Raw genomic sequence first — 18973 nt, 5'->3', positions numbered from 1 at the left:
TCAGGCTCACGCCCCGGGGTGTCCCACAACGGGGAAGACCTTCAGCGCTGCGTCGAGTTGTGACGCCAGCGGCGGCAAGTACGTTTGATCGAGGTCGATCGTGAAGGTCAGTTCGTTGCCGATGCCCGCCACGTCTTCGGCGCGACACTCCGCGCGGAAATGACCGAGTCCATCGCCCTTCGCCGTGATCTCGAGTTGGTCCTCCATCGTCTCAAACACGAACGTGCCTCGCAGGTCTGTCATACACACCCGCACGCCGTCTCGCAGTCGAACGAACTCCTCGACCCGCAGTTCAGGCTCGAACTCTCCATGGAATCCGCCCGCCCGCACCTTCACACGTGTCCGTAGCCAGTTGCCGTCCCAGTAGTCCTGCTGCTCCGGGTGCGCGCGACCGACTAACTCAATCTGGATCTCCGCTCCTCCCTCGCCCCGCAACGTAACCACGATCGGAGTTCGTGAAGGCAGCTGTGACGCTTTCGACGCGGGTGGCTTGCGCGCCGCGTCCCCGTGGCTACTCATGGCGACTTGACTCTAGTGAGACGGCCTGCTGCCCGCCTCAGTGACCTCGTTGGCCGCTTATCTGATGCGCGTTGCGCGTCGATGCCCGTATCGATTCGTGCTTGGAGTATTCGCCAGGCCGCTTCTCTCGACCCCATCCCTTTCAAGGAAGAGGTCAGGGGTTCGAATCCCCTCCGGGCTACTGTGTCTAAAACTGACGGACGTCGTTGACACTTGGTCCGCCCAAAAGAGGAGGGATCCAAGTGACCGATAAAGAGCGGGCGAGGTCCGCGACACGGCGTCTGGCGATCATCCGTCACGCGAGGGAAGTCAGCGGCAACGTCGCCTTGACCTGCCGCTATTACGGGATCACGCGGCAGAGCTATTACGTCTGGCTGCGACGCTACGTCGAGAAGGGCGTGCCCGGTCTCGAGGACCGCTCTCGTCGTCCGCACCACAGCCCCCAGGCCACCAGTACCGAGATCGTCGGCAAGATCGTGCATCTGCGCCAGACGTACCACTTCGGGCCGCAGAAGATCGCGATGTACCTGCGCCGCTACCACGAGCTGGTGGTCAGCACCTCCGGGATTTGGCGCATCCTCAGGCGCCTGGGCCTCAGCCGCCTGCCGGCGTCCCAGCGCCACGTGCCGTACCACAAGCGCTGGCAGCGCTACGAGAAACCCGAGCCGGGCCACCAGGTGCAGATCGACGTGAAGTTCATCGCGCCGCTCAAGGGCTCGCGGCGCCGGCACTATCAGTTTACGGCGATCGATGACTGCACCCGCCTGCGCGTGCTGCGGGTCTACGAGCGCCTCGGCCAGAAGAGCGCGATCCAGTTCGTCGACTACGTGCTGCAGAAGCTGCCCTTCCGCGTTGAGCGCATCCAGACCGACAACGGCTCCGAGTTCGCGGCCGCCTTCCACTGGCACGTCCAGGATCTGGGCATCGAGCACGTGTACATCCGGCCGCGCACCCCGCGGCTCAACGGCAAGGTTGAGCGCTCGCACCGCATCGACGCCGAAGAGTTCTATCGCCTCCTCGACGGTGTCGTGGTCGACGACGCCAAAGTGTTCACCACGAAGCTTCAGGAGTGGGAGGACTTCTACAACTTCGAGCGTCCGCATGGTGCGCTCGGAGGGCAGACGCCGTACGAGCGACTACGCTCGAAGATGAAGGACCCCGGTGTCAGCGGACACCGTCAGTTGCACACCCTCCGGGCTACAGGTCCCATCGTTGTTGTTCCACGCCTAGTGTTCGGGATTTCCCGAAATCGCTCGTGAGCTCGCGCAAGAGCGTCAGTGAGTCCCGCCACGCGATCGATGGCCCTGAGAAGCGCACGGGCTCGACGAGTATTTGCAGTTGAGGTCTAGCTCGACTTCGAGGCGATCGCGCTGCCATGCGTTAGGCGCAGCGACTCTGGCCGCCGCTCCTGGCTACTTCGCTGTCAGGTCGGTCGTCGCTGTGCCGGCTTCCATGTGGCGGATGACCTGCCACAGGCTTGTACCGACCATGTATGAGCGTGCGGTCGCGTCGAGCGCGATGCGCACGAAGCAGGTGCGGTCGTCGCCGCGTAGCCGCATGGCTCGATAGGCCGCGAGGATACGCCGCCCGACGAAGAAGCCCTGGAACGCGAGCGTCCCGCGCTGGTCGTCTTGTGGCAGGAGTTCGGCTTCTCCCCGCAACTGCACCGTCGCCGGCGGCATGAACGACAGCAGTCGGCGAGGGATCGGAATGACCAGTGATACCCGCGGCTGGCGAGCGATGTCGCGCGCCTTGCGCAGATGCCGACGGGTCATGACATACAGCACGAGCTGGCCGCTCTCAACGACCGCTCCGTAGCTGACGCCGGCGGAGTCCGCGCTGCCGTCAGTTCCGGTGGTCGCGAGGATGGCAAAGTGCTGGGACCGGATTCGGCCGCGGAGCGCCTCCGCCGACACCTTCGCGCGATGGGCTGAAGTCACGTCGGCAGCCTGCGCCTCAACCCTCATTGTCGACTGTGCCATCTCTACTCGACCACCACGGTCGCGCGCATACCGAGATCGGCATGACCGGGCACGCTGCAGTACGCGTCGTATCGCCCGACTGCGAGCCCACGCAGTCCAATGGTCTTCGTTTCCCCGGGGTTGGCAGCGATGTGGATGCCCAGCGCAGGGGCGGAGAAGTCATGGACCACACCTGTACCCGCGGGGTTCGTGAACGTAAGGTTCACGTCGGAGCCCTTGGGCGGTCGAATCTCGTTCGGGCTGAAGCTGAAGTTCGCGGCCTGAACGCGGACCTCGGGCGCGCCGGGAATGGCGGTGGCCGCCGGTCCTGACGAGCCAGACCACATCATCCCAGGGCCCGTGCGCATCATGCCGTTCCCCATGTGATCGGCGCCCATCATTCCCGGTCCCATCGGCCAGGACGCGCGCGAGTTCGTGGTCGCGAGCGCCGTCGGCCCAGCGAGCGCCGACACGAGAAGCGCGAGAACGAGAAGTAGGCCAGATCCGAGCGCGACGAACCCGGCGATACGCTGCGCTCTCATCACTGGCGTCCCTCGAGCGCCAGGCGGCGGGCCCGGAACTCCTCGGCGTCGATGTCACCGCGCGCAAGACGCTCTTCGAGGATCCGGACCGCAGCGCTGCGGCCGTCATCGGACGCGCGCGGCTGCGACCGGCTGAGCGCGAGGACCAGCCAAACGATCCCGGCGATCACGAAGATCCAGAACAGCACCATGACGAGACCGCCTAGGCCGAACCAGTAGCCATTCATCATCGGCATTTCGCGGGGACCTCCAGTTGACCCCGCGACCAAGGGTCGCCCAGCGTTCTGAGCCGTCCCTTGCGGTCCGCTGAAGCCCCGCTGAGAACCCTTTTTCTCAGAGCGTTCCAAGAGCCGCCCAAGCCTGTCCCCAGCGTGAGCCGCAAGGCTGGGCGCGTGATGGACAGCTCGGTCGCGATCGCGGCTGCGTACCTGCAGCTCAACGGCTTCTTCGTGCTCACCGAGTTGCCGGTCCAGGTCGCCGATCGCCAGGGTTATCGCGCGGCGACCGAACTCGATGTTCTAGCGGTCCGCCTGCCGCACGCGGCCGAGCTCCTGCCAGGCAAAGGTGCTCACGCGCGTGACCTGCTGCTCGGGCGAGACCCGACGCTTGAGACGGACCCGTGGCGGACAGAAGTGCTCATTGCGGAGGTCAAACGCGGTCGCGCGCAGATCAATGAGGGCTATCACGACACCGACGTGTTGCGCTTCGCCCTTCGACGCACCGGCTGCTGTCCCACGCAGATGCTCGCCACGCATGCCGCCGCGCTTGCGCGCGAGGGTGTAGTCGAGACGATCACCGCGGCCAGCCATCCCTGCCGCATCCGGATCGCTGCCTTCGCGGGCTCGTCAGCGTCGCTCGCGCGCGGCGTCCTCGCGATCGACCTGTCTCACTGCGTCCACTTCATTCGCGAGCGCCTCGCGCGCTACGAGATGCAACTCCGTGGCGCGTACTTCCGCGACCCCGTCTTGAACCTGCTGGGACTTGTCGACGTGCTATCCGCCGTGCCAGACCTGAAGGCGGAGAAGGAGAGCGTGCATGCCTCGTAAGCGACCGCTGCGGCGGTCATCGAACTTTGGCTTCCGCGCCGCGATCTTCGCGATCCTCGCCTTTGCGGTCACCGGTGGCGCGATCTCCGCACTATGGCCGAAGCAGCTCGCCACAGCCGACCCTGCCCCGGTCGACGTAGAACTCCGCATCGACATGGGCGGCTTCACGCCCCCCACGATCTCGGCACCGGCCGATCGGCTGGTCCGTGTCCGGATCGTGAACCCCGACAGCAGCCATCACACCGACGGCGGCGGCGTGCACGGCTTCACGATCGTGAAGCTCGGTGTCGACGCGAAGGTACAACCGGAGACGACCCAGGTCGTCACGATCCCGCCTTCCGCCGCCGGTGACTACGCCTTCTACTGCGACACGTGCTGCGGCGGCAAGGAAAACCCGTCGATGCAGGGCCTGTTGAAGCTCAAGGCATGAGCGGAGTCGATCTCAATCTCGCCACCGTCGTCCTCGCCGGTTTGGTCGACGGCATCAACCCCTGTGCGATCGCCGTGCTGCTCGTCTTCGTGTCTGCAACGTTGCTCGCTGTCGGCGCGACGATGGAGGGCGGGCTCGGCGAACGCCGACGTGCTCTGTTCAAGGGTGGCGCCGCCTATGTGACCGGGATGTTCATAACGTATCTCCTGATCGGTCTCGGCCTCATGGGCTTTGCCGGCGCGCTTCGCCAGGACCATCTCGGCACGAAGATCTTCGCCGTCGTCGCGATCGGCTGGAGCGTCCTCGCGCTGCAGGAGGCACTGCTGCCGGAGCTCGGCGAGCGACTGCGCATGCCACCGATGTTGCACAGCCGGGCGCAGAGCTGGGTATCCCGCGCGTCGCTCCCAGGTCTATTCGTCGCTGGATCGCTCATTGGCCTTTGCACGGTGCCGTGCTCGGGAAACGTGTACATCGCCGTGCTCGCGTTGCTGTCGAGCCGCAACGACTTCGGTCTGGCGCTGGGCTACCTAGTGGTCTACAACTTCGCCTTCGTCGTACCACTGATCCTGCTGCTCGGCGCCGCGGCCACTCCTGCCGCGATGCGCGCGCTCACGCGCTGGCAGCTGCACAACCGCGCATCGCTGAAGCTCGCCTTGGGGCTCACGACCGCGCTCGTCTCACTGGCGGCCCTCGCGGTCATCTGAGCGATGACGATCGACATCGCTCCCGTCATCGTGCATCTCGGCCCGCTCGCCCTGAGCTGGTACGGCTTGTTCGTCGCGGTCGCGATCGGCGTGGGCATGTGGCTGGCGATCCACGAGGCACGTCGCAAGGGTCTGCCGATGGAACAGGTGGAGTCGCTTGCGACCTGGGTGCTTGTCGGCGGCGTGGTCGGTGCGCGCGCGCTGCACGTCATCGACCGCTGGGACCTCTACGCAACGCACCCACTCGGCATCTTCGCGATCTGGAATGGCGGCCTTGCGATCATGGGAGCCGTCCTTGGCGGCACCCTTGCCGGCGTGCTCGTGGCAAGGCGTCGTGGCCTGCCGGTGCGGGCCATCGCCGACGCCGCCGCGCCCGCCGCGATCCTCGGCATGGCGATCGGGCGCTTCGCGTGCCTCTTCACCGGCGACGCCGTGGGCCGACCCACGAACGGGTTCGGCATCACCTATCTCAATCCCGGCGCGATGGTCCCGCAGCTCGGCGTGGCCTACGAGCCGGTGTTCCTCTACGAGATGGGCTGGGACCTCGGGGTGTTCGCTTTGCTGTGGTGGCTGCGCCCGCGCCTGCACATCGACGGACAGCTCTTCGCCGTGTACCTCGCGCTCTACGCGATCGGGAAGTTCGTGCTCACGTTCTGGCGGACGGAGACGGTCTGGCTCGCCGGGCTGCAGGAGGCGCAGCTGCTTTCGATCGCGGCGCTGGCGCTGGCGGCCGCCTGGGCGTGGTGGAGCGCGCGGCGGTCGGCTGCTACGAACCTCGAACCGGCCTGACGCGGGGCCCATGACTAATTGTCGTTAGCTCTGGCGTTTCGAGGAGACTCGCACGGCGCTTCTCGCGAATCCGCCTCCCACGTGCTGACCGGTGTCGGGTCACTGGATGAAGCGGGCAAGCATGAACGAGAAGGCAGCTCTTATCGAGCGAACCGATTCACCGATTTGAGATCCAAGGTCAGCGGATGTCCCAGGGAAGCGGGTGCCACGGGTGATACTGCTCGCAGGGGCCGATGCGGGTCGCCGTCGCGTGATCGTGAGGGCCTTCGATCGTCACCTCGATGCGCACCGGAGCTCGGACGATCCCTTCGAAGTGGTGGGGCTTGATGCCCGACGCCTCAGGCAACGTGAACACGATCCGCTCGCCTCGATCGGTCTCGAAGTGGAACACACCGTCGTCCAGTTCGATGAGCGTGCCCCTCAGCGTCTCAGTCACGAAGGTCACACTTTCGCCAGGGGTCGCGTCGTCACCGATGTTGATCGCGACCCGATGCAATAGCCCCGTTGACCGCTGTGTGAAGCCTAAGACCCGCTAGGTCGGCCGCGCTGTACCGACGACGCTGATGCTCTGTAGGGCGCTGCCCTACCTCGCAGTCACGCATCGTCAGCTGAGGATGCAGTCGCGACGACGCTCTAGGCAGCCGTATGGCTCTGGTACGGATTCAGGGCGCGTGTTCAGCGGGATCACAGCACCGGTCAAGGGCTGACAAAGCCGACGGTGTGAACGTGAGGGCGTGGGACTCGCGCTTCGCAACCTCACGCGTGATCGGACACGACTCGGACTGAGTGTCGCTGGAGTTGCGCTAGCCACGATGCTCGTGCTCCTGCTTTCGGGGTTCCTCGACGGGATGAACGCGCAGATCACCTCGTACCTCGAACACTCTCCCGGGTCGACCGTCGTCGCCCAATCGGGCATCAAGAACATGCTCGTGGCCACGTCGGTGCTGCCCAAGGGAACGCGTGAGCGCGTCCTCGCGCTCGACGGCGTGGAAAGTGCCGTGCCGCTGCTCTCGTCCTTCGTCATCCTCGAGCTTGGCAGTGAGAAGCGCTCCGCGTATCTGGTCGGGTTCGATCCAGCTGTTGGCGGCGGCCCATGGCGGCTCGCCGAGGGCCGCGAGGTAACGACCGATGACGAGGCGATCGTCGATAGCGCCCTCGCGCGCCGCTACGGTCTCACCGTGGGTGGCGACTTCGACCTCATGGGTCGTCGCTTCACGATCGTGGGTCTCTCCGATGGCACCACGTCCTGGATGACGAGCTTCATCTTCGTGCGCAAGAGCGCGGCCGAGTCGCTGTTCAGTGCGCCGGGCATGACCAGCTTCCTGCTGGTCGCGCCATCGGGCGGCACGACGGACGAAGAGCTGCGCGCGCGCCTGGCAGCACTTCCCGGCGTGAGCGCACTTTCCAAGGACGAGGTGGCCGAGAACGACGTGGACGTGTTCTCGCGCGTTATCGGCCCGCCCGTGCGACTGATGACCGCGATCGCGTTCCTCGTCGGCACGCTCGTCGTCGGACTGGTCCTTTACTCGGCCACCGTCGAGCGACGCCGCGAGTACGGTGTGCTGAAGGCGATCGGCTCGCGCGCGCGGACGCTCTACGCCATCACCCTGACCCAGGCGCTCATCGTGACCGTCGCCGGCGCGGCGCTCGGGCTTGCCCTCGCGGTGCTCGAAGCGCAGCTGGTCATGCAGTTCCGTCCGCAGTTCCTCGTCACCTTCGAGCCGCGCACCGTCGCGACCGGCCTCGCCGCGAGCGCGCTGATGGGACTCGTCGCCGTGTCGCTGCCGGCGAAGGTGATCGCCGACCTCGCACCGGCCGACGTGTTCCGAAGGTAGTCGTGATGTTGTATCTGGCGCGGCGGAACCTCTTCCAAAGCCGCACCAAGGCGGTGATGGCGATCAGCGGTGTCGCCCTCGCGTTCATGCTCGTGCTCTCGCTCGATGCGGTGCTCGCGGGCCTGGAGGGCCGGATCGCGTCATTCATCGAGAAGACGGGAGCCGATGTCTGGGTCGCACAGTCAGGCGTGCGGAACATGCACATGGCCTCGTCGACCATCCCGCGTGCGATCGTCGATCAGGTCGCGAGGATCGACGGGGTCGAACGGGCGGCGCCCGTGCGCTATCTCACGAACGTCATGGTGAAGGCCGACAAGGCCTACATCGCGTACGTCATCGGCCTGCCGGCTGGCGCGACGATGGGTACGCCGACGACGATCGTGACCGGCGACGCGTACCCGAAGCCCGGCGAAGTCGTCGTCGACGGTGCGCTCAGGCAGGAAGGTGCGAAGGTCGGCGACAGCGTGCGCATCCTCGGGTCCGTCTTCCGCATCGGCGGCCTCGCGGAAGGTCTTGCCAGCACCCTCAGCTCGCTCGCCTTCATCAGGCTGGACGACTTCGACCGCCTTCTGGGCAGCGCGAGCACGACGAGCTACGTGCTGGTGCGCGTCGCACCGGGTGCCTTAGCCGATGAGGTCGCGGCGCGCATCGAGGCCGCTGTGCCGAGTGTCACTGCCTCCTCGACCGCGGTCTTCGCCGAGCAGGAACGCCGCGTCGTGCGCGACATGAGCACCGAGATCGCCGTGATCATGAACCTAGCTGGCGTGCTCATCGGTCTCGCGGTCATGGCGCTGTCGGTGTACACCGCGACCGCCTCGCGGCTTCCCGAGTTCGGCCTGCTTCGCGCGCTCGGGGCGGCGCGGGGCCACTGCTATGGCGTCGTGCTCGGCCAAGCAGTGCTCACGGTATCGCTCGCGTTCGCGCTCGGTCTTGCGCTGACCTACGCCGCATCGTTGATCGCGCCGATCGTCGACCCGCTTCTGTACATGCAGATCACCTGGTCCTCGATCCTCAAGACCGCGGCCATCTCGCTCATCGTCGCAGCCGTCGCCGCCGTCGCACCGCTCATCCAGGTCTCGAATGTCGATCCCGCGATCGTGTTCCGGAGGAAGGTCGCATGAACGCCCCCACACTGTCCGTCTCGCACCTGACCAAACGCTTTGGCGCAGCCGCGACCGAGGTCGTGGCCGTGCGCGATGTGTCGCTCGAGATCGCGCCAGGAGAGGTCGTCCTGATCATGGGTCCCTCGGGCTCGGGAAAGACCACGCTGCTGCTCATGCTCGGTGCGCTCCTGCGCGCGAGCGAAGGGGAGATCCGCTTGGACGGCGAGGTGCTGACCCAGCTCCCGGAGCAGAAGCTGCCCAGCATCAGGCTCCGCCGCTTCGGGTTCATCTTCCAGGACTTCAACCTGCTCTCGGCGCTCACCGCAGTGGAGAACGTCGCGATCGTCGCCGAGCTTGCAGGGATGCGCAGCAGGGTCGCGAAGGCGCGCGCGACGGAGTTGCTCACCGATCTGGGACTCGCCGGTCGTCTGCATTTCCTTCCCGAGAAGCTCTCCGGCGGCGAGAAACAACGCGTCGCGGTCGCGCGTGCGCTGGTCAACGATCCGACCTTCATCCTCGCTGACGAGCCGACTGCGAACCTGGACTCGAAGATCGGGCACGAGATCATGCGGCTGCTGCGCTCGATCGCGAAAGATCAGGGACGATCCGTACTCATCGTGTCGCACGACCAGCGCATCAGGGACATCGCCGACCGCGTGCTTTGGCTGGAAGACGGACAGTTCAAGGAGTCAACAGCCATGCTGGTCGATCCCGTGTGCCAGATGCGCGTCGAACAGGCAAGCGCCGTCGTCGCGTCCTGGGACGACGAAGCCTTTGCCTTCTGCTCGCGCGGGTGCCGCGACGAGTTCCTCTCCGCGCCGTATCGCTTCTTCCGCGATGCGGCGGCCTCGGGTCCTCACGAAACGGCCCTCCGTGAGGCCGTTCGGCACGAAGCCGCGCTCGCCGGAGCCCGGAAGTGACGTTCGACCCGGGCGAGCAGGGCCGCTTGGAGGCAGTCTCCGAGGGGCAACCACCGATAGGGTCATCGGTGATGGCGACCGAGATCGACCGGGCGTCGACGCAGACGGTCACGCGTCCGAGTCGGCTGCTCGTCGTCGACGACGACGAGAACGTGACGAACATGCTCCGCCGCGCGCTGTCCTTCGAAGGGTACGCGGTCGCGACGGCGCGCGACGGCGTTGATGCGCTCAAGAAGACGCTCGAGTTCGCGCCGGATCTGGTTGTGCTCGACATCATGATGCCGGGCATCGACGGCGTGGAAGTCTGCCGGCGCCTGCGCGCGGGCGATCCGCAGCTTGCGATCCTCATGCTCACCGCCAAGGACGCTGCGGCCGACCAGGTCGTCGGGCTCGACGCCGGCGCCGACGACTACTTGGTGAAGCCGTTCACGCTCGAAGTGATCACCGCGCGCATCCGCGCGCTCCTGCGCCGCAGGGAGCCGAGCGACGCTGAAGTGCTGCGTTTCGCCGACCTCGTGCTCGACACCGGCACGCGGAGCGCGCGCCGCGGCGCGCGCGAGATCGCTCTGACGACGACGGAGTACGAGCTGTTGCTGCAGTTCCTCCGCCACCCCCGTCAGGTGCTCGAGAAGGAGCAACTCACGGAGAAGGTCTGGGGCTACGACTTCGGCGGGAATTACAACGTGCTCGAGGTGTACGTGCGGTACCTCCGCCAGAAGCTCGAAGCCGCCGGCGAGTCGCGGCTCATCCACACGCTCCGAGGCGCCGGCTACGTACTCCGCGAGCAGCCGCTGACCTAGTCGCGCATGAGCATCCGGCTGCGCCTGGCGCTCTGGTACGGCGCGCTCCTCGCGCTGGTCCTCGCTGTCACGCTCACCGTGGCCTTCGCGGTCCACGTTCGCACGCATGAGTCGGACGTGGACGCGTCGCTGCAGGGCTCATGGGAGCACGCCGTCGCCGAGCTCTCGGGTATGCCGATGGCAGCGATGATGGGCGCGACACTCACCGCACCGACGCAGGCCGCGAGCGCGCCGACGGCCACCTGGCTGCTCGCTGCCGGTTCGGCGCCACGCGTCGTCGGCAATGCGACCGATGCCGTGCTCTCGCGCTTCGATCCCGTCTCCGCCGGAGATGGCCTGCGCGACACGATCCTGGACGCGACGCGCGTGCGCTCATACGCCGGCAGCATGCCCGGGATCTCCGGCGCGCGTTTGGTCGTCGCCGCGTCGATGTCGTCCTTCGACGCATCGCTCAGAAGCCTCGGGTTGATCCTCGCGGTCATGGGGCTTGCGGGGGTCGCGCTCGCGGCCACCGGCGGCTGGGCGATATCCGCCGGCGCGCTTCGCCCGATCGCGATGATGACGGAGACGGCAGGAGCGATCGCGCTCTCGCGGGGCTTCGCACGCCGCATCGACGTGAGCGAGAAGGGCCGCGACGAGCTCACCGAGCTGGGGCGCACGTTCAATCACATGCTCTCGAGCTTGGACGACGCCTACCGTCGACAGCAGCGCTTCGTTGCGGATGTCTCCCACGAGCTGCGCACGCCACTCACCGCTCTCCAGGGTGACCTCGAGCTGCTGGTGCGTGGCCAGCTGCCGCCCGATGAGGCGAACGCAACGCTCGCCGAGGCGCAGCACGAGACGCGGCGACTTGCGCGGCTCATCGACGACCTCCTGGTCCTGGCACGTGCCGACTCGGGCCCGCAGCCGTTCATCGGCAAACCGGTGCCCCTCGACGAGGTCGTCATGGAAGTCTTCCGCGAGCTGCGCGGGCAGGCTGGGCCGCGCCTACGGGTCGTCGACATCGATGCCGCACTCGTGGAGGGCGAGCGTGACCGGCTCAAGCAGCTGGTGCTCATCCTCGCCGACAACGCGCTCTCGTACACATCGGCACCGGGCGAGGTCCGTGTCTCGCTGCGCCGCGAGTCGACCGAGACGATCCTCACGGTCGAGGACGAGGGCATCGGTGTGAGTGCCGAGACGGCTGCGCACGCCTTCGACCGCTTCTATCGGGGCGAGGAAGCCCAGCGGCTCGATCCGGCCGGAACTGGACTGGGCCTATCGATCGCGAAATGGATCGTCGAGCGCCACGGCGGCACGATCGCGCTGCAGCAGCGCACCCCGCGCGGCACAAGCGTCGCAGTGCGTCTTCCGACTGTCGCCGAGCGTGCCGTGGGGAGTGCGAGCGCGGCCTAGCGGCTTCCTAAGGCTCCTCTCAGCGCTTTTCCAGAACGGCCCAAGCCCCGGGAGCCACGATGCGATCGTGGACTGGACCGTCGCACCTCTTCTGGTCTTACTGGCCATCGCGATCCTGGTGGTGATCTGGGCCGAGGAGCGTCTGCACGAGCGCGTGCGGGGCGTGCGGCGCCTCGCTGACGGGACGCAGGAAGCGCGCATCGTCGTCTTCCGCGGCTATCGCCCGTCACACATCGAGCTCGAAGCCGGCGTGCCGGCGACGCTGCGCTTCGAACGGCGCGAGGACGACCCGTGCACCGAGCTCCTCGTCTCCGAGCTATGGCCGAGCGCGCATCGCCTTGTGGCGCACGGCGAGACCGAGGTGCGCTTCACACCGCAGCGACCGGGACGGTACGCCTTCACCTGTGGCATGGGCATGTACTCCGGCGAGCTTCTCGTGCACGAAGGGAGAGCGACCTGATGGATGGACTCCTCGCGTTCCTGCCGTACGCACTGTTGTTCCTCCTCTGCCCGCTGATGATGCTGTTCATGCACCGTGGCGGGGCTCATGACGGTGGTCACGCAGAGCACGACACTGGCGACCGCGCGGAGCCTGCACGGCTGGACCCGGCGGCAAAGAACGAAGTCAAAGCGTGAGCGTTGCCACGTTCACCGTGCACCTCGCGAGCGCGGACTGCGGGTCCGAGTCACAGAGCCTCGAGCGTGTGATCCAGGGTGCAGCCGGCGTCCGCAGCGTCTACGTCAATCCGGTGACGGGCCGCGCGACGGTCGAGGCCGATCCGGACGTGCTCAACACGACGAAGCTCACCGACCTCATGCGCGCCGCGGGCGCCGAGGTGCTCGCGGTCGAGCGCTCGACGACGACGCGGGTACCAATGACGACCGAGCCCGAAACGGTCAGCGCGAGCGAGCGCGAGTACCGCCGGCTGATGCGTAAGTGGTGGTTCGCGGCCGCCGTCGGCGTACCCACCATGGTCCTCTCGTACCCGTGGCTCCTGCCGATCACGAATGACCTGTTCCCGCGGGGCAGCGAGGCGCTGCATCACCTCTGGGTGGCCATGGGCGTTGCCAGCCTCGCGGTGCTCGTCTTCTCGGGCAGTCAGTTCTTCGTCGGTCTCGTCGAGAGCGTGAAGCACCGCTCGGCGACCATGCACACGCTCATCGCCATCGGCACCGGGACGGCGTGGCTCTACTCGACGGTCGCGCTCCTCGCGCCGCAGCTCTTCCCATCCGAAGAGTTCACCGACGTGTACTACGACGTGACGGTCGTGGTCACCGCGCTCGTCGTGCTCGGCATGGCGATGGAGATCAAGGCGCGCGGTCGCACGAGCGAGGCCATCAAGAAGCTCATCGGTCTTCAGCCCCGCAACGCCCGCGTGATCCGCGACGGCGTCGAGACGACCGTTCCCGTCGCCGAGGTGCGCGTCGGCGAGCTCATCGTGATGCGCCCCGGCGAGCGGATCCCACTCGACGGCACGATCGTCTCGGGCTCCTCGGCGATCGACGAATCGATGATCACCGGCGAATCGATCCCCGTGGACAAGACAACCGGCGACGAGGTCATCGGCGCGACGATGAACACGCATGGCTCGTTCACGCTGCGCGTCACCAAGGTCGGCGCCGACACGGCGCTCGCCAACATCGTGCGCCTCGTCCAGGACGCGCAGGCGACCAAGGTGCCGATCCAGCGCATCGTCGATCAGGTGAGCGCGTACTTCACGCCGATCGTGGTCATGCTCGCCCTCGCCGGATTCGTCGTCTGGTACGACTTCGGCCCCGCTCCGGCCTTCGCCTACGCGACGATCGTGATGGTCACGACGCTGATCATCGCCTGCCCCTGCGCGCTCGGCATGGCGACACCGATGTCGCTCACGACCGGGATCGGCAAGGCCGCCACACACGGCGTGCTCATCCGGTCAGGCGAGGCGCTCCAGGGAGCGCAGCGCCTGCAGACGATCGTGCTCGACAAGACCGGGACGATCACGAAGGGCGAGCCGGCCCTCACCGACGTGCACGCGCTCCCTCCCTTCTCAGAAGCCGAGCTCTTGCAGCTCGTGGCGAGCGCCGAACACGGGTCTGAACACCCTCTAGGCGCGGCTATCGTGCGGGGCGCGCTCGCACGCAAGATCCAACTGCGGCCGATCACCGACTTCACCGCGGTGACAGGCGGCGGGATCGTCGCGCTCGTCGAGGGGCGGCTCGTGCGCGTGGGCAGCGAGCGCTTCCAGCGCGAGGCGGGCGTCGACCTCGGCGGTCTCGCCGGGCCGTTCGACGCGCTCGCCGAGGGCGGCAATACACCGATGTACGTCAGCGTCGACGGCAAACCGGGGGGTCTCGTTGCCGTGGCCGACACCGTCAAGGAAGACTCGGTGCGCGCGATAAAGCGCCTGCGCGACCTCGGCCTGGAGGTCGTGATGCTCACCGGCGACAACGAGCGGACGGCCAGGGCGATCGCACGGCAAGTGGGTGTCACGAGCGTGCGCGCCGAGGTGCTTCCCGGTGACAAGGCCGGTGAAGTCCGCAAGCTGCAGCTCGAGGGCAAGCGGGTCGGCATGGTCGGCGACGGGACCAACGACGCTCCCGCCCTGACTCAGGCCGATGTCGGCTTCGCGATCGGCACCGGGACGGACGTGGCGATCGAGGCCGCGGACGTGACGCTCATCGGCGGCAGTCTGAGGGGCGTCGTGCTGGCGATCGAGATCTCGCGCGCGACGATGCGCAACGTCTACCAGAACCTTTTCGGCGCGTTCGTCTACAACTCGCTCGGCCTGCCGGTCGCGCTCGGTGTGCTCTACCCCTTCTTCGGCATCCTGCTCTCGCCGGTCCTCGCCGCGGCGGCGATGAGCTTCAGCTCCGTGACCGTGATCACCAACGCGAACCGACTACGTCAGTTCACACCAAGGGAGGCCAGGTCATGACACTCGACCAACTCATCGTCACGCTCGTCGGCGCGATCGCGATCGCGGGCGTTGGTGCGTTCTTCCTGCTTCCCAAGGGCAGCGAGACGCGCGCCGTGCTCGGCTCGTCGGGCTTTCAGGAGGCGATGGTCCTGGTGAAGGGCGGGTACGAGCCCGACCTCATCGTGGCCGACGCCGGGAAGCCGATCCGCCTTACGTTCCTGCGCGAGGAGTCGGGCGCGTGCTCGGAGCGCGTTGTGCTCGCGGACTTCCACAAGAGCGCGGAGCTACCAGAAGGCCAGCAGGTCTCGATCGATCTGCCCGCAGCCAGGGCCGGCGAGTATCTCTTCCAATGCGGGATGGGGATGCTGCGCGGAAAGCTCGTCATCCGATGAAGTCCTGCGCCTGCCGCGAGCCGCATCCGCTCAAGCGCGTCGTACTCACCGGCGGTCCTGGCGCGGGGAAGACCGCCGTGCTCGAGCTCATCCGCCAGTCGCTGTGTGAGCACGTCGTGGTGCTGCCTGAGTCCGCTGGCATCGTGTTCGGCGGCGGCTTCCCGCGTATGGAAAGCGTGCCGGTGCGCTGCGCGGCGCAGCGCGCGATCTTCTTCGTACAGCGTGAGCTCGAGGCCGCCGCCGGGAGCGCCAACCCAGCGATCGTGCTCTGCGACCGCGGCATGGTCGACGGCGCCGCGTACTGGCCCGGGCCCGACACGCTGTGGTCCTCGGTCGGCGTGACGCGCGCCGACGCGCTCGCACGCTACGACACGGTGATCCACCTCCGCACGCCTTCGCTGACGCACGGCTACGACCGCGCGAATCCGCTGCGGCTCGAGACGCCAGAGGACGCCGCGCGCATCGACGAGCGCATCGCGCTCGAGTGGGACGGCCACCCGCGCATCTTCGTCGTCCAGGCCACCGACGACTTCGTGGTCAAGGCCCGGCTCGCTTTGGATCTCGTGCGCGCCGAGCTGCCCGTGTGCTGCCGCGTACATCCGGTGCGGATGCCGGCTGCGCCGACCGCGGTCGCAGCTAGATGAGCCCGCGCATCGCTGCGGTGCTGTTCATCGCGGCGACCGCAGCCTCGTGCGCGGCCCCGGTCACGTCTTCGATGGAACCGAGCCCGAGCACCGCCGCGAGCACTGTGCCCGGCGACGGGCAGCAACACGCAGCTGGCGCGGTCACCGTCGCCGCATCGTGGATCAGCGGGACCTCATCGGCGCGCGTCACCATGGACACGCATTCGGTCGGTCTCGACGGTTTCGACCTCAGAGAGCTTGCGCGTGTGCGTCTCGACGGCGGCGACTGGGTCAGCCCAACGCTTTGGGACGCGCCCAAGGGCGGCCACCACCGCTCGGGCACGCTCACCTTCGGCTCGATCGAGCCGCAGGCGCTGGACGGGGCTCGTGTCATCGAACTGGAAGTCCGCGACGTTGGTGTCCCCTCCCACCTTTTGCGATGGGAGCGCGCGCGGTGAGCAGCCGCGTCGCGCTCTCCATCGCGCTCGGCGTCGTCGGCGCGCTCGCGCTCGTCGGTGTCTACCTCGGCATCGTCGCCTGGGCGCAGGGTCCTGACCACGCGCTCGAGCTGATCTGGGACGATCGCGTCTTCGTCGGGCTCATCAGCTCGGGTTTCGGCACGCAGATCGGGCTCTTCACGTATGTGCGTCTCATGCAGCGCGCGCTCGCCCGCGAGTCGATTGCGCTCACCGGCGCCGGCACCGCCACCTCAAGCATCTCGATGGTCGCGTGCTGTGCTCACCACCTCGCCGAGGTACTCCCGATCGTCGGCCTGTCCGGCCTCGCCGTCTTCCTTGTCGATTTCCGCACTCCGCTCATGCTGGTCGGGCTCGCCACGAACGCGCTCGGCATCGCGGTCATGCTTCGCGAGCTGCGACGCATAGGGGGTGGCTATCGCCTCGTCGTGCGCCACGTCGAAGGCGACAGGAGGGCGGTCTCGTGGTCGAGCCACCGACGGCCCGGCGTACCCTGAGACACTCCTGGCAGCGGGATCGATTCGAACGAAGGGGTCGACCAATACGGTGACCGCGGCGAAGATGCTCGACCCGGTTTGCGACATGATCCTCGACCGCGCAGAAGCGCGCGATCAGGGCCTGACGCTGGAGCTGCCGGATCGCGAATACGCATTCTTCTGAGTGATCGACGCTGGCATGCGCGAGTGGTACAGGGCGTGCCGCTGCTGCATGCACGACACCTATCCAGCGGTCGTCCAGCAACTCGACGCTGAGCGCGCGGCGATGGCTCAGGCGCCCAGCGAGGCGGGCATCTGCGAGACGGCGGAAGCGCAACAGTCCGGCTCTCAATGACGGCGATCGGCGCCCCGGTCGCCTGAGGCAGCACACTGCGCAGCGCGCCGGTGCGACGACGGAGACGATCGCGGTCCCGCTCGACGATGTCTTCTGCCGCTGTTGCCAGGACGATCTCGGCGCGGCGATCGAGCGTCTCCCGCACGTCATCGCCGTGCACGTCGACCTTGGGCACAGAGGCGCCGACGTCACGATCCATCCGGGTATGACCGACGCCGCGACACTGCGGAAGCAGATCGAGGGCTGCCAGGCGCGAGCGAAGCGAGCGCACTGTGGTGAACACTGATTGCGCAGCTGAGCCGCCGCGAAGCCGCGAGCGCACTACAGACGCCACTTGACACGGATACGGCTCGTGCCGTATTAAATCAACTGGTTAAATAACAAGAAAGGAGCGTACGTGGCGGTCGACCGGCTGAGCCTCACGTTCGGCGCCCTCGCCGATCCAACACGCCGCGCGATCCTCGCGCGTCTCGCGAAGGGCGGCGCCTCGGTCAGCGAGCTCGCGGAACCGTTCGACATGAGCCTTCCCGCGGTCAGCAAGCACCTCAAGGTGCTCGAGCGCGCCGGGCTCGTTTCGCGGGGCAAGGAGGCGCAGTGGCGGCCGGCGGCGCTCAGGGCGGGCCCGCTCAAGGAAGTCGACGCGTGGGTCGCGCGCTATCGCGTGATCTGGGAGCAGCGCCTCGATCGGCTGGACGAGTACCTCAAACAACTGCAAGAGAAGGAGCAACGACGTGGCCGCAAGGGATAACGTGGCGGAGGACATGGCTACCAAGGAGCTCGTCGTCGAGCGCGTCTTCGACGCGCCGCGCGAGCGTGTGTTCGACATGTTCACGCAACCGGAGCACCTGCAGAAGTGGTGGGGACCGAAGAGGGTCAGCATCACCCTCGCCGAGTTCGACGCGCGTCCGGGCGGGAAGATCTTCACCGCCGAGCGTTCTCCCGACGGCGCTATGAACTACATCGCCGGCGTCGTACGCGAGATCGAGCGACCTTCGCGCGTCGTCTTCGCGATCCATTTCGCCGACGCGGACCGCAGGCGAGTCGCGCCGCCGGTCGGCAGTGGGCTCCCGGCCACCTGGACCGAGGAGCTCGTCAGCAGCATCACGTTCACCGCCGAGGGTCGGCGCACGCGCGTGACCATCCGCACCCTGTCGGGGTTCACGGCCGAGTGGGGCAAGCTCGCGCGCCTGGGCTGGGGTGAGTCTCTGGACAAGCTCGACCAGGCGATCGCCGACCACATGAGGTCGCGGCAATAGGCGACTGCTAGCGAGCCGTGGCGAACAGCTGCGAGGGGGCGTCGCGCGCGATGTAGCCGAGAAGCATCTGGAACTCGTACTGCGCGGGCGAGAGCCCGGCGAGGAGCCCGAGGCTGTGCTCGATGAGCCACACGTCATGCGTCGCAACCTCCGGATAGCCGCCGCACGCTATGAGCGCCCCGAGGATCGCGAGGTAATTCCGGCGAATCGTCGGAGCATCGAGATAGGCGACCGATTCCGGCTCGTGCCAGATGCCTTTCACGACTCGGACGCGTGGCTGGAGGTGTGCGAGCGCCGCGACGTCGTCGAGCGTCCGGCGCAGGCAACTCTGCAGCATCGCCCGGTCGGCGGCGTCTTTGGAGAGGCGCCGCAGGTTCTCCCAACAGAGGTCAGGGTCGAGACGTAGCCCGAAGCCGGTCATCATCACACTGAGCGTCGCGCTCGGGTGGTC

At 67.2% G+C, this 18973-nt stretch carries 25 protein-coding genes; 19 read left to right on the top strand and 6 right to left on the bottom strand.

Features of this window, described 5'->3' with window-relative positions; genetic code table 11:
- Positions 1–6 precede the first annotated feature (6 nt).
- The gene (locus tag VI056_12850) at positions 7–435 is read right to left on the bottom strand and encodes a hypothetical protein (protein ID HEY6203915.1); all 429 of its coding nucleotides are present in this window, start codon (positions 433–435) and stop codon (positions 7–9) included.
- A gap of 326 nt (positions 436–761) precedes the next feature.
- On the opposite strand from VI056_12850, the gene VI056_12845 reads away from it, so the two are divergent.
- Positions 762–1778 carry an IS481 family transposase gene (locus VI056_12845; GenBank protein HEY6203914.1) on the top strand — a complete coding sequence of 339 codons (1017 nt, stop codon included), beginning with the start codon at positions 762–764 and terminating at the stop codon, positions 1776–1778.
- A 153-nt stretch (positions 1779–1931) separates the two neighbouring features.
- Here VI056_12845 and VI056_12840 read toward each other — a convergent pair whose 3' ends face one another.
- Genes VI056_12840 through VI056_12830 form a run of 3 tightly spaced genes read right to left on the bottom strand, consistent with a single transcriptional unit; the run spans position 1932 to position 3258 of the window.
- Positions 1932–2501, bottom strand: coding sequence for a pyridoxamine 5'-phosphate oxidase family protein (locus tag VI056_12840; protein HEY6203913.1), 570 nt, complete (start codon positions 2499–2501; stop codon positions 1932–1934).
- A 2-nt stretch (positions 2502–2503) separates the two neighbouring features.
- The gene (locus tag VI056_12835) at positions 2504–3022 is read right to left on the bottom strand and encodes a cupredoxin domain-containing protein (GenBank protein HEY6203912.1); all 519 of its coding nucleotides are present in this window, start codon (positions 3020–3022) and stop codon (positions 2504–2506) included.
- Complete coding sequence (locus VI056_12830; GenBank protein HEY6203911.1) at positions 3022–3258, bottom strand: SHOCT domain-containing protein; 237 nt, start codon at positions 3256–3258, stop codon at positions 3022–3024. Before VI056_12830 ends, VI056_12835 begins: the two co-directional genes overlap by 1 nt.
- Before the next feature lie 135 nt (positions 3259–3393).
- On the opposite strand from VI056_12830, the gene VI056_12825 reads away from it, so the two are divergent.
- The 4 genes from VI056_12825 to lgt are packed head-to-tail and all read left to right on the top strand — an operon-like array spanning position 3394 to position 5991.
- Entirely contained in the window at positions 3394–4068 is a 675-nt protein-coding gene (locus tag VI056_12825; GenBank protein ID HEY6203910.1) for a hypothetical protein, read from the top strand.
- Positions 4058–4498, top strand: coding sequence for a cupredoxin domain-containing protein (locus VI056_12820; GenBank protein HEY6203909.1), 441 nt, complete (start codon positions 4058–4060; stop codon positions 4496–4498). The genes VI056_12825 and VI056_12820 overlap by 11 nt, the downstream gene beginning before the upstream one ends.
- Positions 4495–5202 (top strand): cytochrome c biogenesis protein CcdA, encoded by a 708-nt coding sequence (locus tag VI056_12815; GenBank protein HEY6203908.1) that lies wholly within the window; start codon positions 4495–4497, stop codon positions 5200–5202. The genes VI056_12820 and VI056_12815 overlap by 4 nt, the downstream gene beginning before the upstream one ends.
- Before the next feature lie 3 nt (positions 5203–5205).
- Positions 5206–5991, top strand: a complete 786-nt coding sequence (gene lgt, locus VI056_12810; GenBank protein HEY6203907.1) for a prolipoprotein diacylglyceryl transferase — start codon at positions 5206–5208, stop codon at positions 5989–5991.
- 178 nt (positions 5992–6169) lie between these two features.
- Here the strand turns inward: lgt and VI056_12805 are convergent, their stop codons facing one another.
- The gene (locus VI056_12805; protein ID HEY6203906.1) at positions 6170–6427 is read right to left on the bottom strand and encodes a hypothetical protein; all 258 of its coding nucleotides are present in this window, start codon (positions 6425–6427) and stop codon (positions 6170–6172) included.
- A 298-nt stretch (positions 6428–6725) separates the two neighbouring features.
- Here VI056_12805 and VI056_12800 point away from each other — a divergent pair, with 298 nt between their 5' ends.
- The 14 genes from VI056_12800 to VI056_12735 all read left to right on the top strand — a co-directional run bounded on the left by VI056_12800 (position 6726) and on the right by VI056_12735 (position 18522).
- The gene (locus VI056_12800) at positions 6726–7826 is read left to right on the top strand and encodes an ABC transporter permease (GenBank protein HEY6203905.1); all 1101 of its coding nucleotides are present in this window, start codon (positions 6726–6728) and stop codon (positions 7824–7826) included.
- A 5-nt stretch (positions 7827–7831) separates the two neighbouring features.
- Positions 7832–8947, top strand: coding sequence for an ABC transporter permease (locus VI056_12795; GenBank protein HEY6203904.1), 1116 nt, complete (start codon positions 7832–7834; stop codon positions 8945–8947).
- A complete protein-coding gene (locus VI056_12790; protein HEY6203903.1) occupies positions 8944–9849 on the top strand; it encodes an ATP-binding cassette domain-containing protein in 906 nt (301 codons plus the stop codon). The genes VI056_12795 and VI056_12790 overlap by 4 nt, the downstream gene beginning before the upstream one ends.
- Positions 9850–9920: 71 nt before the next feature.
- Positions 9921–10649: a response regulator transcription factor gene (locus VI056_12785; protein HEY6203902.1), complete on the top strand. Its 729-nt coding sequence runs from the start codon at positions 9921–9923 to the stop codon at positions 10647–10649.
- Between the two features lie 6 nt (positions 10650–10655).
- Entirely contained in the window at positions 10656–12044 is a 1389-nt protein-coding gene (locus VI056_12780) for a HAMP domain-containing sensor histidine kinase (GenBank protein HEY6203901.1), read from the top strand.
- 67 nt (positions 12045–12111) lie between these two features.
- Positions 12112–12504, top strand: coding sequence for a cupredoxin domain-containing protein (locus VI056_12775; GenBank protein HEY6203900.1), 393 nt, complete (start codon positions 12112–12114; stop codon positions 12502–12504).
- Positions 12504–12680, top strand: coding sequence for a DUF2933 domain-containing protein (locus VI056_12770; protein ID HEY6203899.1), 177 nt, complete (start codon positions 12504–12506; stop codon positions 12678–12680). Before VI056_12775 ends, VI056_12770 begins: the two co-directional genes overlap by 1 nt.
- A complete protein-coding gene (locus tag VI056_12765; protein HEY6203898.1) occupies positions 12677–14962 on the top strand; it encodes a heavy metal translocating P-type ATPase in 2286 nt (761 codons plus the stop codon). The genes VI056_12770 and VI056_12765 overlap by 4 nt, the downstream gene beginning before the upstream one ends.
- On the top strand, positions 14959–15336 hold the full coding sequence (locus VI056_12760; GenBank protein ID HEY6203897.1) for a cupredoxin domain-containing protein: 378 nt from the start codon (positions 14959–14961) through the stop codon (positions 15334–15336). The genes VI056_12765 and VI056_12760 overlap by 4 nt, the downstream gene beginning before the upstream one ends.
- Positions 15333–15980 carry an ATP-binding protein gene (locus VI056_12755; protein ID HEY6203896.1) on the top strand — a complete coding sequence of 216 codons (648 nt, stop codon included), beginning with the start codon at positions 15333–15335 and terminating at the stop codon, positions 15978–15980. The genes VI056_12760 and VI056_12755 overlap by 4 nt, the downstream gene beginning before the upstream one ends.
- Complete coding sequence (locus VI056_12750) at positions 15977–16417, top strand: hypothetical protein (GenBank protein HEY6203895.1); 441 nt, start codon at positions 15977–15979, stop codon at positions 16415–16417. The genes VI056_12755 and VI056_12750 overlap by 4 nt, the downstream gene beginning before the upstream one ends.
- A complete protein-coding gene (locus VI056_12745) occupies positions 16414–16932 on the top strand; it encodes a hypothetical protein (protein HEY6203894.1) in 519 nt (172 codons plus the stop codon). Before VI056_12750 ends, VI056_12745 begins: the two co-directional genes overlap by 4 nt.
- 731 nt (positions 16933–17663) lie before the next feature.
- Entirely contained in the window at positions 17664–18014 is a 351-nt protein-coding gene (locus VI056_12740; GenBank protein ID HEY6203893.1) for a metalloregulator ArsR/SmtB family transcription factor, read from the top strand.
- A complete protein-coding gene (locus VI056_12735; GenBank protein ID HEY6203892.1) occupies positions 17998–18522 on the top strand; it encodes an SRPBCC domain-containing protein in 525 nt (174 codons plus the stop codon). Before VI056_12740 ends, VI056_12735 begins: the two co-directional genes overlap by 17 nt.
- Before the next feature lie 7 nt (positions 18523–18529).
- Here VI056_12735 and VI056_12730 read toward each other — a convergent pair.
- On the bottom strand, positions 18530–18973 hold a 444-nt coding region (locus tag VI056_12730), incomplete at its 5' end, for a hypothetical protein (protein HEY6203891.1).

The sequence above is a fragment of the Candidatus Limnocylindria bacterium genome, from assembly GCA_036523395.1.
In the GTDB taxonomy this organism is placed as follows: Bacteria; Chloroflexota; Limnocylindria; order P2-11E; family P2-11E; genus CF-39.
Note: the sequence above shows the minus strand (reverse complement) of the source record. Positions and strands in the feature narration are given on the sequence as shown.